The following is a 13,229-nucleotide window of genomic DNA, read 5'->3' on the forward strand; positions in this document are numbered from 1 at the left end:
GGCATTTTAACTCTTTTGCCCGGGCGGGGCGGCGCACCGCTAGGCGGCGGGTGCGAACAGGCGGGCCAGTTCCAGTTTCTGGATCAAGAGGCCCGTCGCCGTGGCCAGGCGCGTGGCCGGCCGGTGGCGGGCGCTGGCCAGCACCAGGTTGTTGGTGATCCGGGGCGACCCGATGTCGCAGAGCGACAGCGCGTGCTCGGCGGCCGGGCCGCGGGCAGCCGAGCGCGGCAGGATGGCATAGGCGTCGCCTTGCGCCGCGAGTTCCACGATGGTCTGCACGGCGTCGACTTCGGCGGCTACCTTCAGGCGCACGCCTTGGGCGCGGCAGACGCTTTCCACCAGCGTGCGGATGGCGTTGGGCAGGCTGGGCAGTACCAGCGGATAGTCGCCCAACTGCGCCACCGCGACCCGAGCAGGCAGCGGCGGCTGGTGCCCCATGGCAGCCGCCAGCACCAGGTCTTCGCGAAACAGCGATTCATAAGCCAGCTGGGGCGAGGGCGGGGGGTCGTACAGCAACGCCAGGTCTACCCGGCCTGCCAGCAGCCATTCGCGGACCTGCGCGCTCAGGCCTTCAGCCACCGCGATGGAGGCGTCGGGAAAGCTGCGGCGAAACGCCTGCACCAGGGGCGGGGTCAGCACGCGGGCAATGCGTGGCGGCAGCCCCACTACAACCTTGCCGGTCGGCGTTTCGCGCAGGGTCTGCAGGTCTTCTTTGGCGCGCTCGGCCAGGGTCAGCAGGGCGCGGGCGTGCTCCAGAAACCGCAGGCCGGCTTCGGTGGGTTCGGCGCCACGACCGTTGCGGTACAGCAGGTGCTGCCCCAGCTCCAGTTCCAGCAGGCGAACCTGCCGGCTGAGCGTGGGTTGCGCCACGTCCAGCATTTCGGCGGCGCGCGAGAAACTGCGCCGCTCGGCGACTCTGACGAAGTACTCGATCTGCTTGAGGTCCATCGGATATTTGGTTTATCTATATCTGAAATCAAAGATATAGCATTGTTTGGCAGCCCGCAATCCGGGACGATGTCGTTTTCCCCGCAGGAACCGCCCGTGCCTGATTGCCGTCCCCCGCTTGCGTCACCCTCCCGCCCTCGCCACGCCTTGCCGCCTGGCGCTTGCGACACGCATTGCCACGTCTTCGGACCGGGCGACGTGTTTCCGTACGCCGAGGGCCGGTCCTATACGCCGCCCGATGCGCCGTACGCGAAGATGGCAGCGTTGCACGCCCATCTGGGCGTGGAGCGGGCCGTGGTGGTGCAGGCCAACTGCCATGGGGCCGACCACAGCGCCTTGCTGGATGCGCTGGCCCGAAGCGGCGGCCGCTACCGCGGCGTGGGGTTGCTGGGCGCGGATGTCACGGCGGCCAGCGTGAAGCAATTGCATGACGGCGGCGTGCGCGCCGCACGGTTCAATTTCGTGCCGCATCTGGGCGGTGCACCTGAACCGGCGGTGTTCGACCACGTCGTGTCCCTGATCGCGCCGCTGGGCTGGCACCTGTGCCTGCATGTGGACGGGGCGATGCTGCCGGACCTGTTGCCGCGGCTGCTGGCGCTGCCGGTGCCGTTCGTCGTGGACCACATGGGCCGGCTGAAGGCGGCCGACGGATTGGATTCGCCCGCGATGCGCGCGTTGCTGAGCCTGGCCGACGTGCCGCAGGCCTGGGTCAAGGTGTCGGGCATCGACCGCATCGCTTCCGGCCAGCGTCCGTTCGCCGAAGGCATCCCGTTCGTGCGCGCGCTGGTTGAGGCCATGCCGGACCGCACCTTGTGGGGCACCGATTGGCCGCACCCGAACGTCGCGGGCGACATGCCCGACGATGGCGAACTGGTGGACACGTTCTTTGACGCGTGTCCCGATGCCGCGCTGCGCCAGCGCGTGCTGGTGGACAACCCGGCGCGGCTGTACGGATTCAAGTAGACGGCGCGGCCGTCACGGCAAGCAAAAAAACATTCCATTCAACGAGGAGACACCATGTTCAAGAAAATTCTCTCGGCCACCGTGCTGGGCCTGGCCGCGTTCGGCGCGGCGCACGCCGACGGCCCCGTCCGCCTGATCATCGCATTCCCGCCCGGCGGTCCGGTGGACCTGGTGGGGCGCGTGCTGGCCGAGCAGCTGGGCAAAGAGCTCAAGCAGCAGGTCATCGTCGAAAACAAGGCGGGCGCCAACGGCAACATCGCCGCGGCCTATGTGGCCAAGGCGCCAGGCGATGGCTCGGTGCTGTTCTTGACCAGCGTGGGCGCGGTCGCGATCAGCCCGGCGCTGTACAAGGACCTGCCGTACGATCCGGTGCGCGACTTTGCACCGGTCTCCAAAGTGGTGAACAACGCCACCGTGTTCGTGGTGAACCCGTCCAATCCGGCCACCGATGCCGCCGACTTCGTGGCGAAGTCGCAGGCGGCCAAGCAGTCGGTCGCGATCGGCTCGTCGGGCATCGGCAGCATTCCGCACCTGACCATGGAAATGTTTGCCGACGCCAGCAAGGCCAACGTGCTGCACGTGCCGTACAAGGGCGCCGCGCCCGTCATCAACGACGTGATGGGCAATCAGGTGGCCGGCTTCTTCGGTGACGTGCCGGGCCTGATCGGCCACATCCAGGGCGGCAAGCTCAAGCCGCTGGGCATTGCCGCGCCCACCCGCCATCCGTTGCTGCCGGACGTGAAGACGCTGGCCGAGCAGGGCATCCCCGGCGTGGAATCGAACAACTGGTACGGCATCGTGGCGCCGTCGTCCACGCCGGCGGCCACCGTCGACAAGCTGAACCAGGCGGTGCGTGCCGCCTTGGGCAACGAGGCCGTGCGCGCCAAGCTGGAGAAGTTCGGCGCCCAGGCCGCGGCCAGCTCGCCGCAGGAACTGGCCGCCTTGATCGCGTCGGACCGCGATAAGTGGACGGCGCTGATTCAGCGCAAGAACATCCGCCCGGAGTAAGCATGAGCGCAAGCCGAGTCTCGCCCGTCGTACCGGGCACCCGCCCGGCGCTGGCCACGCTGGAGGCGCGCATCAGCGCCGCGCGCGGCCGGATATCGCCGCTGTACCAGGTGTTGCTGAACAGCCCCGCCGTGGTGGAAGGCTGGGAAGCCATGCTGACCGCCATCCGCCAGAAGACGTCGCTGGCGCCGCGCCTGCGCGAGCTGATCATCCTGCGAGTGGCGACGTTGAACAACGCGCCCTACGAGTTCGAGGCGCACGTGCCGCACGCGCTGGCCGGCGGCATGCCGCAGGCGGTGATCGATGCGCTGCGCAGCAACCCGGCGCCGGAGACGGTGCAGGGGTTGGCGCCGGGAGAGGCCGAGGTGCTGGCGCTGACCGACGCGATGACGCGCGATATCGAGGTGCCCGACGCGGTGTTCGCGCCTTTGCGCGCCCGCTACGACGACACGCAACTGGTGGAATTGACGGCGACGGTCGGGGCGTACAACATGGTGTCGCGCTTCCTGGTGGCGTTGCGCGTCGGCCATTGAAAGGAGAAGACAGTGCAGGAAACGGTATTGCTGGTGTCGCTGGGTGAACGCTTCGACGAAGCGCGCGCGGCGGACATGGCCCAACGCTTGACCGACGGGCTGGCCGGTGTCGCGGTCAGCGCGTTCGCGGCGGTGGAAGAAGAGGACACCTACGTGTACCTGCGTGGTGCGCGCGACGCGTTGCCTGAAATCCAGGCACGCCTGGCGGAAAGCTTTCCCGGCGCGCGGGCACGCGTGCTGCACAAGACGCTGGACCTGCCGGGCGCGTCAGCCGGGCAGGATGCGCCCTGGCACTACATCGTGGAAACCGACGTGGTGCCCGAGGCCGAGGCGGACCTGAACGCCTGGTACGACCAGGAGCATCTGCCCGGTTTGGCCTCGGTGCCGGGCACGGTGCGTGCGTTGCGCTACGAATGCCGCGACGAAGCGCCGCGCTATCTGGCCTGCTACGACCTGCACACCCGCGAGACCTTCGGCAGCCCGCCGTGGCTGGCCGTGCGCGCAACCGACTGGAGCAGCCGCGTGCGGCCGTCGTTCCGCAATACGCGCCGGACGATGTTCAAGAAGATCCTGTAAACCCAGCGGGCGGCAGACCCGACCGGAGAAGACATGATGATGAAGCAATTGCTGGCCGGCCTGGCGTTGTCGTGCGCCGTCGTGGCGGCGTCGCCCGCCTTGGCCGATGCGCCCCGGCGCGTCAATGTGCTGGTGGGTAACGGCGCCAGTATCGAGGTGCTGGACCAGGGGCAGGGGCCCGCGCTGGTGCTGCTGCCGTCGCGGGGCCGTGGCGCCGAGGATTTCGATGAATTGGCCGCGCGCTTTGTGCAGGCCGGCTACCGCGTGCTGCGTCCGCAGCCGCGCGGCATCGGCGGCAGCACGGGGCCGATGTCGGGCATTACGCTGCACGACCTGGCCGACGATCAAGCCGCAGTGATCCGCAACGTGGCGCGCCAGCCGGTGGTGATGGTGGGCCATGCCTTCGGTAACTGGGTGGCCCGCACGACCGGCGTGGACCATCCCGAATTGGTGCGCGGGGTGGTCATCGTCGCCGCCGCGGCCAAGCAGTACCCCAAGGGCTTGAGCGAACATGTGGACCGCAGCGCCGAGCTGTCGCTGCCCGACGCCGAGCGCCTGAAGTCCATCCAGTACGCGTTCTTCGCGCCCGGCAACGACGCCCGCGTGTGGTTGAACGGCTGGTACCCCGAGGTCAGCGAAAGCCAGCGCCTGGCGGGCAAGGCCACGCGCCAGTCCGACTGGTGGTCGGGCGGGGCCAAGCCCTTGTTGGACCTGCAGGCGGGGCTCGACTTGTTCAAGCCGCCCGCCACCCGCAACGAGATCAAAGACGAATTCGGCAGCCGGGTGTCGGTCGTGGTGATCGACGGGGCAGGGCACGCCCTGGTGCCCGAGAAGCCGCAGGAAGTAGCCGACGCCATTGCGGCCTGGGAACGCACGCTGCGCTGATTGCCGACTGCATCAAAAGCCAAGGGCCTGGATACCGCAAGATATCCAGGCCCTTTTTCCGTGCCGTACCGGGTTATTTGATCTGGCCCAGCAGCAGGAATTCCATCAGCGCCTTTTGCACGTGCAGGCGGTTTTCGGCTTCGTCCCAGACCACGCTTTGCGGGCCGTCGATGACTTCGCCGGTGACTTCCTCGCCGCGGTGGGCGGGCAGGCAGTGCATGAAGACGGCTTCGGCGTCGGCCGCGGCCATCATTTCGGCATCCACGCACCAGTCGGCGAACGCGGCGCGGCGTTCTTCGTTTTCGGCTTCGTAGCCCATGCTGGTCCAGACGTCGGTCGTGACCAGATGCGCGCCCTGGCATGCTTCCATGGGGTCCTTGAACTGGCGCAGCACCTTGGGCGACGGCGTGCCGATGCGCGAGGCCTCAAGCTCGTAGCCGGCGGGCGTGGACACATGCAGCGTGAAGCCCAGCATTTCGGCGGCGTGCAGCCACGTGTAGGCCATGTTGTTGGCATCGCCCACCCAGGCGACCGTCTTGCCGGCGATGGGGCCGCGGTGCTCGATGTAGGTGAAGATGTCCGCCAGGATCTGGCAGGGGTGGAATTCGTTGGTCAGGCCGTTGATGACGGGCACGCGCGAGTGCGATGCGAAGCGCTCGATGCGGGTCTGCTCGAACGTGCGGATCATGACGATGTCGACCATGCGCGAAATGACGCGCGCCGTGTCTTCGATGGGCTCGGAGCGGCCCAGTTGGGAATCGTTCGAGGTCAGGTTGATGACCGAACCGCCCATCTGGTACATGCCGGCTTCGAAGGACACGCGGGTGCGGGTGCTGGCCTTTTCGAACACCATCGCCAGCGTGCGGTCGTGCAGCGGCATATGGGGTTCGTATCGCTTGAACTTTTCTTTGATCAGGCGTGCGCGGTCCAGCACGTAAGCGATTTCCGCGGACGAGAAGTCCTTGAACTGGAGAAAATGCCGCAACGGGCCGTTTTGAGTCGTGGGAGGAGTCATGGTGATGTCGCAGGTCATTGGACCCGGCCAGGCTCGTGGCCCGGGCGGGACGTGGAATTGGAGGTTTCGGCCAGTAACTGTTGGATGAGCGGAACCAGCGTGCTGACGATCTGGTCCGCCTCTTGCTGGTTCAGGATCAGGGGCGGCAGCATGCGGATGACGCGGTCACGCGTGACGTTGATGAGCAGGCCGGCTTCCAGCGCGCGCAGGGCCAGCACACCGCAGGGACGCGCCAGTTCGATGCCCAGCATCAGGCCGCGGCCGCGGACTTCGGTGACGCCGTCCGTGCCTGCCAAGGCACGACCGAGCGCTGCTTTGAGGTAGGCGCCCACGGTGTGGGCGTTGTCCAGCAGGTGCTCGGATTCCAGGGCGTCCAGCACGGCCAGCCCGGCCGCGCACACCAGCGGGCCGCCGCCGAAGGTGGTGCCGTGGCTGCCCGGGGTGAAGACGCCCGCGGCGGGGCCGGCGGCCAGCATGGCGCCGATGGGCACGCCGCCGGCCAGGCCCTTGGCCAGCGTCATGACGTCCGGCGTGATGTCCGCCCATTGATGGGCGAACCATTTGCCGGTGCGGCCGATGCCGGACTGCACTTCGTCAATCATCAGCAGCCAGCCGCGTTCGGTGCACAGCTGGCGTACTTCCTGCAGGTAGGCGATGTCCGACGGGCGGATGCCACCTTCGCCTTGCAGCACTTCCAGCAGCACCGCCGCGGTGCGCGGCTCGGCGTCGCCGGCGGCGCGCACGGCGTCGATGTTGTTGTAAGCCACCTGGATGAAGCCCGTCGGCAGAGGTTCGAAGCCCTTGCGGGCCTTGTCGCTGCCTGTGGCCGCCAGCGTGGCCAGCGTGCGGCCATGCCAGGACGAATCCATGGTGATGATGTGGGCGTGCTTGTTGCCGCGTTGGTAGGCGTAGTAGCGCGCCAGCTTGATCGCGGCCTCGTTGGCTTCCGAGCCGCTGTTGTTGAACGCGACTTCCTGCATGCCGGACAAGGCCGTCAGGCGGGCGGCAAGCGCCGCCTGCTGCGGCACTTCATAGATGTTCGACGTGTGGATGACGCGCGCGGCCTGCTCGCTGATGGCGGCGACGAGTTTCGGGTGGGCATGGCCCAGGCACGACACGCCGATGCCTGCCAGCGCATCCAGATACTTGCGGCCTTCGGCATCCCACAACCAGACCCCCTGGCCGTGCGTGAACGCAACCGGCAGACGGGCATAGATATTGGCCAGAGACGAGGTCATTGCGGATCCTCCTGGGGGATTACCAAAAAGCGCCCCTCGTGGGGCAGCAAGCCGAAGGTGCAGCGTGGTGGCCCTTTGCCCCCGCGGGGGGCAGCAAGCCGAAGGCGCAGCGTGGGGCCCTTTTTTGTGACGTTTTCTGTAAGAAACGTCATTTGGAAGAGGGCAAAGGATCAATCATATACAATTCGCGGCGCAGGGCGCATGTTTGATCACGCCGAAGATCCGGCTTTCGTGAAAGGCGCGCTGTAGTGAAAGAACTCATGGCAACTCGCGTCAGACAATTCGTAATTCATGGCGTTACCGAAAGCGGTAGCCGATTCCGCCCCAGCGATTGGGCGGAGCGGCTCGCCGGCGTAATGGCACAGTTCCGGCCCGCCGGCTGTGCTGGTAACCACCTCACCTATTCGCCCTACGTGCTGCCCGTCGTCATCGACGGCGTGCGCGGAGTCGTGGTCGACCTGCGTTTGCGCGACCTGGAACCGCTGGCGTACAAGTTCGTGGTGGATTTCGCTCGCGACAACAACCTCAAGACGGAAGAACGCGAAATCTAGGCCCCAGAACCGAAAAGCGCCCCGACCGGGCGCTTTTCTCATTCTTGGGGACACCTGCGCGCCCATCGGGCGGGTCCGCGCCTACGCGGTCCGTTCGTGCACGGCATCGCCGCGCCGCGTTCAGGTTCCGTAGCGGTCCAGGATCTTGCGGATGTCGCGCACGCCTGAGCTGTCCGTGCTCAGCAGCGCCCGCGCGGTAACCGACTCCAGGTGATGCTCCAGCAGATGCAGCACGTGCTTTTCATCGCGCGCGCGCAGGCCTTCCACGATCTCCATGTGCTCGCTGACCGCGCATTCGCTTGAGTGCGGGCGGCCGTAAAGCGCCAGGATCAACGAGCAGCGGGACACGATCTCGTTCACATAGCGGGCATACACCGCATTGCCCGACAGCTCGGCCATCAGAATGTGAAATTCGCCCGACAGCCGGATGGATTCGTTCGTGCTGTTGCGCTTGCGGGCTTCTTCCTCTTGCGCCACGTGCTGCGCCAGGCGCGTCAGCCCCGCTTCGGTGATGTGCTGCAGCAGCCGACGGGCGACGTCGCGTTCCAGGCAGCGGCGCGCCTCGAAGATGTCGTGCGCCTCTTCCAGACTGGGGCGCGCCACCGCGGCCCCCCGGTTCGGCCGCAGATCCACCAGCCCTTCGCTGAACAGGCGCGTCAACACCCCCCGCACAATCGTCCGGCTGACGCCGAAGCGGTCGCCAATGACGTCTTCAGGCAGCTTGTCGCCCGGCAGCAGGGCCTGCTCGATGATGGCACGGCGCAAATTTATGTATACGATTTCGCTGCGGTTTATGTCTTTCTTGGCGGGCTCGTTAGCCGGCGGCGCGAGAGGTTTCATCTTCTTCTTAGGCTCCTGTGCATGCGCGTTTTCACTGTGTAGGAAAGGCTCGGCATCCGCTGCCGGCGCGCACGGCGGGGTGTAGGCAAGCATACTACACCGGGCGGTAAGGGTTAGCGATAGCTTGAAGGCAGCAACCAAGCGCGTACATTGTCGGCATAAATCGTATACAAACATTTATACAAAAACGGTCTGTGTGAGCCGAATGTTGTGACTAGTTTGTATACAAACCGATAGAGGTTTGTTCCATGTCTGCCATGCCCGACGCCGTCGCCATCGATCGGCCCGCTTTCACGCCGTACCGCCTGCTGGTGGTCAACGGCAACACCACCGCCGACCTGACCGTCAGCCTGGCCGCGCAGGCGCGCGCTTTCTTTGGCGGCGCCGCCGACGTGCATGCCGTCACCGCCACGTTCGGGCCCGCCTATATCGCCAGCCGCGTCGAGGCAGCTGTCGCGGCCCATGCGGTGCTGGAGACCGTTGAGCGCGAGGCGGCCGGAGCCGAGACGCCGTTCGACGCCTGCCTGCTGGCCTGTTTCGGAGAGCCGGGCATCGGCGCCGTGCGCGAATGCCTGCCCGTGCCCGTCGTGGGCATGGCCGAGGCCTCCATCATGGCCGCCATGCAGCGCGGCGACCGCTACGCCATCGTGACCGTGGGCCAGCGTTGGCCCGGCATGCTGCGCGAACAGATCCGCCAACTGGGGCTGGAGTCCCGCTGCGCCGCCATCATCGCCTTGCCCGGCAACGCGCTGGACTACGTGTCGCGGTCGCCCGAGTCGGCGGCTGAGGTCAGCCGTGCGCTGGACGCCGCCGTGGCGCAGGGCGCCGACGTGGTGATTGTGGCGGGCGCCGCCTTGGCCGGCTACCTGCCAGCCCTGCCGCGCCGGCCCGCCGTGCCCATCATCGATTCCTACCGCGCCGCCCTGGCGCAGGTGCTGGCGCTGGCTTCGCTGGACCGGGCCCAGCGCCTTTGCGCGGCGGCCTGATCCGGCCGGGCCCGACCCGATTGCTTCACGCATTGCGCCGGGCCCGGTCCCGGCGACTTCAAACCGGTATTTCAGAACGATAGACAAGGGAGAGTTGCAGCCATGAAGACGTTGCTCAAATGGACCGCCGGGGCAGTGATCGCGCTGTCCGCCATCACCGGGGCCTCCGCCGCCAACACGCTGAAGTGGGGCGCCGCGCGCGACCTGGATTCGCTGGATCCGTATTCCTACGGCAGCACCTTCAACCTGGCGTTCCTGAACCACGTGTACGAAGCGCTGATTCGCTACGACGACAAGTTCAACATCACGCCCGCGCTGGCCGAGTCCTGGGAGGCCACGTCGCCCACCGTGCTGCGCTTCAAGCTGCGCCAGGGCGTGAAGTTCCACAACGGCGCGCCGTTCACCGCCGACGACGTGGTGGCCTCGATGACCCGCGTGTCGGACGACGCCTCGCCGCTAAAGGGCAACCTGCCCGCCTTCAAGGCGGTGCGCAAGGTCGATGACTTCACCGTCGATATCGAGATGACGCATCCGTACCCGCTGATGCTCAACGACCTGACCAACATCTTCATCTTCAACCGCCAGTGGCTGGTGGACAACAACAGCACCAAGCCGACGGATGCCGCGAAGAAGATCGAAGGCTACGCCACGCACAACGCCAACGGCACCGGTCCGTTCAAGGTGGAGTCGTACCGCCCGGATACGCGGACCGTGCTGGTCGTGAACAAAGACTGGTGGGACAAGCCACGCCACAATCTGGATCGTATCGAGTTCACGCCTATCGCGTCGGCGCCGACGCGGGTGGCGGCCCTGCTTTCGGGCGACATCAACTTCACCGAAAACGCTCCGCTGCAGGACCTGGACCGCCTGCGCGCGGCGCAGAACGTGAAGGTGCTGGCGGCGACCGAATTGCGCACGCTGTACTTCGGCTTCAACCTGGGCGACAAGCTCGTCGGTTCGAACATCACCGACAAGAATCCCCTCAAGGATCTGCGCGTGCGCCAGGCGCTGTACATGGCGCTTTCGCCCGACCTGCTGCAAAAGCGCGTGATGCGCGGCTTGTCGCGCACCACGGGCGCGCTGGTGGCCCCGTCCATTCCGGGATACGAGGCCAAGCAGGAAGAGCGGCTGCCGTTCGATGCGGCCCGCGCCAAGAAGCTGCTGGCCGATGCCGGCTACCCCGACGGTTTCACGCTGTCTTTGCTGTGCTCCAACGACATGTTCGTGAACGAGGAAGAACTGTGCCAGGCCGCCGCCTCGATGTGGGCGCGGATCGGCGTGAAGGCCACGCTGGCCAGCGGCCCGCGTTCGCTGCAGAACCCCAAGCGCTCGCGCGGCGAGTTCGACATCACCATCCACGGCTGGGCCAACGAGCCGCAGATCGACGCCTTGTCGATCCTGCTGCAGGTGATGCACAGCCGCACGGGCCCGGCGGGCGTCTTCAACTGGGGCCAGTGGGGCGACGCCGCGCTGGACGCGAAGATCGATGCCGCCGCCGCCGAGATGGACCGCCCGAAGCGTATCCAGATGATGGCCGAGGTGCTGCAGACGCTGCATGACGACGTGCGCTTCCTGCCGCTGCACCAGCAGCCCATGGCCTGGGCGGTGGGCGCCAACGTGGGCGAAGTGCTGCAGATGCCGGACAACAAGGCGCGGCTGTGGAACGTGCGCATGCAGTGATGCGTGCCTGAGCGGGCCGCCACGCGCCAGCGTCGGGCGCGGCGGCCCTGAGTCTGAGATCGGGTCTGAAGGGAGCCGCACATGCTGGCATTCATTGTTAGACGGGTTTTCAACGCGGTTGGCGTGATGCTGGCGGTGGCGTTGTTGGCCTTCGTGATTTTCCGTTTTGTCGGCGACCCCGTCGACATGATGTTGAACGAGCAGGCCTCGCAGACGCAGCGCGACGAACTGCGCGAGCGGCTGGGCTTGAACGCGTCGGTGGGCATGCAGTTCGTGCACTTCGTGACCAATGCGGCGCAAGGCGAGTTCGGCATTTCCTACCGCAACCAGCAGGACGTGTTCGCGCTGGTGGCCGAACGGTTTCCCGCCACCTTCGAACTGGTGATGATGGCCACGCTGCTGTCGCTGGTCATCGGCGTGCCGCTGGGCGTGCTGACGGCCATCTACCGCAAGTCGCGGGTGGCGCAGGCCCTGCAGTTCGTGTCCATCCTGGGCATTTCACTGCCCAGTTTCGTGGTGGGCATCATGCTCATTCTTATATTTTCGGTGCAACTGGGCTGGCTGCCCGGTTTCGGCCGCGGCGATACGGTGAAGATCGGGTGGTGGTCCACGGGCCTGTTGACGCCTTCGGGCCGCGCCGCGCTGGTGCTGCCGTCGATCACGCTGGCGCTGTTCCAGATCACGCTGATCATGCGGCTGGTGCGGGCCGAGATGCTGGAGACGCTGCGCACCGAGTTCATCAAGTTTGCCCGGGCCCGCGGCCTGCCGGACCGCGTGGTGCATTTCCGGCTGGCACTGCGCAACTGTCTGATGCCCGTCATTACCGTGACGGGCATGCAGATCGGCAACCTGATCGCGTTCGCGCTGATCACGGAAACTGTGTTTCAGTGGCCGGGCATGGGGCTGCTGTTCATCCAATCGGTCATGTTCGTGGACATCCCCGTCATGGCCGCCTATCTGGTGATTGTGTCCTTCATCTTCGTGGCACTGAACACGCTGGTGGACATGATGTATGGCGTGGTCGATCCGCGCCTGCGCAGCCAGCACGTCAAAGGAGGCGCCAATGCTCACTAAACCTTTTTCGGGCGGCGCGCAGAGCCGGCTGTCGCGTTTCCTGCAAAGCGACTTGTGGTGGAGCCTGCGGCACGACTACGTGGCGATGGGCGCGGGCATCGTGCTGCTGGTGGTGGTGCTGCTGGCCCTGTTCGCGCCGTGGATCGCGCCGCAGAATCCCTATGACCTGGCGCAGCTGGACTTGCTGAATGCCGAACTGCCGCCCTTCTGGGTGGAGGGCGCCGACCCGCAGTTCCTGCTGGGCACGGACACGCAGGGCCGCGACGTGTGGTCGGCCATCCTGTATGGCTCGCGCATGTCGCTGGTAATCGGCCTGGCGACGGTGGTGCTGTCGCTGGCGATCGGCCTGCTGGTGGGGTTGGCGGCCGGCTATTTCGGCGGCTGGATCGACAACGCGCTGATGCGGGTGGGCGATACGCTGTTGAGCATCCCCACGATTCTTGTCGCCATCCTGGTCACGGCGGTGTTCCGGCAACTGCTGCCGCCGGGCCTGCGCGAAACGCTGTCGTCCGTGATCCTGATCCTGGCCATCTCGATGACCAACTGGGTGCAGTACGCCCGCACGGTCCGGGCGTCGGCACTGGTCGAGCGCGGCAAGGAATACGTGCAGGCGGCGCGCCTGATCCGCGTCAGCCCATTGCGCATCATGCTGACGCACATCCTGCCCAACACGCTGACGCCCGTCATGGTCACCGCCACGCTGAACCTGGGGCTGGCCATCCTGATCGAGGCCACGCTGAGCTTTCTGGGCGTGGGCATGCCGCCCACCGAGCCGTCGCTGGGCACGCTCATCCGCCTGGGCAACCAGTTCCTGTTTTCGGGGCAGTGGTGGGTGGTGGTCTTCCCAGCGCTGTATCTGAGCCTGATCGTGCTGGTGGTGAACCTGCTGGGCGACTGGCTGCGCGACGCCCTGAATCCCCGTTTGCGCTGAA

The 13,229-nt window shown here is 66.5% G+C and carries 14 protein-coding genes; 10 read left to right on the forward strand and 4 right to left on the reverse strand.

Annotation, left to right across the window (positions count from 1 at the left end):
* Nucleotides 1–39 precede the first annotated feature (39 nt).
* Nucleotides 40–948: a LysR family transcriptional regulator gene (locus CEY09_RS24775; protein ID WP_088590632.1), complete on the reverse strand. Its 909-nt coding sequence runs from the start codon at nt 946–948 to the stop codon at nt 40–42.
* 96 nt (nt 949–1,044) lie between these two features.
* Between CEY09_RS24775 and CEY09_RS24780 the strand changes: the two genes are divergently transcribed.
* From CEY09_RS24780 to CEY09_RS24800, 5 genes are read left to right on the forward strand one after another with little or no spacing between them, the layout of a single operon-like run.
* Entirely contained in the window at nt 1,045–1,911 is an 867-nt protein-coding gene (locus CEY09_RS24780) for an amidohydrolase family protein (protein WP_175216786.1), read from the forward strand.
* A 54-nt stretch (nt 1,912–1,965) separates the two neighbouring features.
* Complete coding sequence (locus tag CEY09_RS24785) at nt 1,966–2,919, forward strand: Bug family tripartite tricarboxylate transporter substrate binding protein (RefSeq protein ID WP_088590634.1); 954 nt, start codon at nt 1,966–1,968, stop codon at nt 2,917–2,919.
* A 2-nt stretch (nt 2,920–2,921) separates the two neighbouring features.
* Nucleotides 2,922–3,452, forward strand: a complete 531-nt coding sequence (locus CEY09_RS24790; protein ID WP_006224920.1) for a carboxymuconolactone decarboxylase family protein — start codon at nt 2,922–2,924, stop codon at nt 3,450–3,452.
* 12 nt (nt 3,453–3,464) lie between these two features.
* Nucleotides 3,465–4,028, forward strand: coding sequence for a DUF4286 family protein (locus CEY09_RS24795; RefSeq protein ID WP_088590635.1), 564 nt, complete (start codon nt 3,465–3,467; stop codon nt 4,026–4,028).
* Between the two features lie 33 nt (nt 4,029–4,061).
* Nucleotides 4,062–4,913 carry an alpha/beta fold hydrolase gene (locus tag CEY09_RS24800; protein WP_088590636.1) on the forward strand — a complete coding sequence of 284 codons (852 nt, stop codon included), beginning with the start codon at nt 4,062–4,064 and terminating at the stop codon, nt 4,911–4,913.
* 73 nt (nt 4,914–4,986) lie between these two features.
* Here CEY09_RS24800 and argF read toward each other — a convergent pair whose 3' ends face one another.
* Together argF and CEY09_RS24810 are read right to left on the reverse strand one after the other, a co-directional pair.
* Entirely contained in the window at nt 4,987–5,928 is a 942-nt protein-coding gene (gene argF, locus CEY09_RS24805) for an ornithine carbamoyltransferase (protein ID WP_006224917.1), read from the reverse strand.
* A 14-nt stretch (nt 5,929–5,942) separates the two neighbouring features.
* Nucleotides 5,943–7,166 (reverse strand): aspartate aminotransferase family protein, encoded by a 1,224-nt coding sequence (locus tag CEY09_RS24810; RefSeq protein ID WP_088590637.1) that lies wholly within the window; start codon nt 7,164–7,166, stop codon nt 5,943–5,945.
* Between the two features lie 260 nt (nt 7,167–7,426).
* Between CEY09_RS24810 and CEY09_RS24815 the strand changes: the two genes are divergently transcribed.
* Nucleotides 7,427–7,717 carry a DUF3579 domain-containing protein gene (locus tag CEY09_RS24815; RefSeq protein WP_006224915.1) on the forward strand — a complete coding sequence of 97 codons (291 nt, stop codon included), beginning with the start codon at nt 7,427–7,429 and terminating at the stop codon, nt 7,715–7,717.
* A 120-nt stretch (nt 7,718–7,837) separates the two neighbouring features.
* On the opposite strand, the gene CEY09_RS24820 is transcribed toward CEY09_RS24815, so the two are convergent.
* Complete coding sequence (locus CEY09_RS24820; RefSeq protein ID WP_088590638.1) at nt 7,838–8,557, reverse strand: GntR family transcriptional regulator; 720 nt, start codon at nt 8,555–8,557, stop codon at nt 7,838–7,840.
* A 248-nt stretch (nt 8,558–8,805) separates the two neighbouring features.
* On the opposite strand from CEY09_RS24820, the gene CEY09_RS24825 reads away from it, so the two are divergent.
* From CEY09_RS24825 to CEY09_RS24840, 4 genes are all read left to right on the forward strand, one after another.
* The gene (locus CEY09_RS24825; protein ID WP_088590639.1) at nt 8,806–9,543 is read left to right on the forward strand and encodes an aspartate/glutamate racemase family protein; all 738 of its coding nucleotides are present in this window, start codon (nt 8,806–8,808) and stop codon (nt 9,541–9,543) included.
* Between the two features lie 102 nt (nt 9,544–9,645).
* Nucleotides 9,646–11,223 (forward strand): ABC transporter substrate-binding protein, encoded by a 1,578-nt coding sequence (locus CEY09_RS24830; protein WP_006224912.1) that lies wholly within the window; start codon nt 9,646–9,648, stop codon nt 11,221–11,223.
* Between the two features lie 81 nt (nt 11,224–11,304).
* Nucleotides 11,305–12,297 (forward strand): ABC transporter permease, encoded by a 993-nt coding sequence (locus CEY09_RS24835; protein WP_006224911.1) that lies wholly within the window; start codon nt 11,305–11,307, stop codon nt 12,295–12,297.
* Complete coding sequence (locus CEY09_RS24840; protein ID WP_088590640.1) at nt 12,287–13,228, forward strand: ABC transporter permease; 942 nt, start codon at nt 12,287–12,289, stop codon at nt 13,226–13,228. The genes CEY09_RS24835 and CEY09_RS24840 overlap by 11 nt, the downstream gene beginning before the upstream one ends.
* Nucleotide 13,229: the final 1 nt, after the last annotated feature.

The organism is Achromobacter marplatensis (assembly GCF_002209535.1).
Lineage (GTDB): Bacteria > Pseudomonadota > Gammaproteobacteria > Burkholderiales > Burkholderiaceae_B > Achromobacter > Achromobacter marplatensis.

Coding starts and splice junctions, on each gene's coding strand:
- CEY09_RS24775 (WP_088590632.1), bottom strand. CDS start 948: ATGGACCTCAAGCAGATCGAGTACTTCGTCAGAGTCGCCGAGCGGCGC.
- CEY09_RS24785 (WP_088590634.1), top strand. CDS start 1,966: ATGTTCAAGAAAATTCTCTCGGCCACCGTGCTGGGCCTGGCCGCGTTC.
- CEY09_RS24790 (WP_006224920.1), top strand. CDS start 2,922: ATGAGCGCAAGCCGAGTCTCGCCCGTCGTACCGGGCACCCGCCCGGCG.
- CEY09_RS24800 (WP_088590636.1), top strand. CDS start 4,062: ATGATGATGAAGCAATTGCTGGCCGGCCTGGCGTTGTCGTGCGCCGTC.
- argF (WP_006224917.1), bottom strand. CDS start 5,928: ATGACTCCTCCCACGACTCAAAACGGCCCGTTGCGGCATTTTCTCCAG.
- CEY09_RS24810 (WP_088590637.1), bottom strand. CDS start 7,166: ATGACCTCGTCTCTGGCCAATATCTATGCCCGTCTGCCGGTTGCGTTC.
- CEY09_RS24815 (WP_006224915.1), top strand. CDS start 7,427: ATGGCAACTCGCGTCAGACAATTCGTAATTCATGGCGTTACCGAAAGC.
- CEY09_RS24820 (WP_088590638.1), bottom strand. CDS start 8,557: ATGAAACCTCTCGCGCCGCCGGCTAACGAGCCCGCCAAGAAAGACATA.
- CEY09_RS24825 (WP_088590639.1), top strand. CDS start 8,806: ATGTCTGCCATGCCCGACGCCGTCGCCATCGATCGGCCCGCTTTCACG.
- CEY09_RS24830 (WP_006224912.1), top strand. CDS start 9,646: ATGAAGACGTTGCTCAAATGGACCGCCGGGGCAGTGATCGCGCTGTCC.
- CEY09_RS24835 (WP_006224911.1), top strand. CDS start 11,305: ATGCTGGCATTCATTGTTAGACGGGTTTTCAACGCGGTTGGCGTGATG.
- CEY09_RS24840 (WP_088590640.1), top strand. CDS start 12,287: ATGCTCACTAAACCTTTTTCGGGCGGCGCGCAGAGCCGGCTGTCGCGT.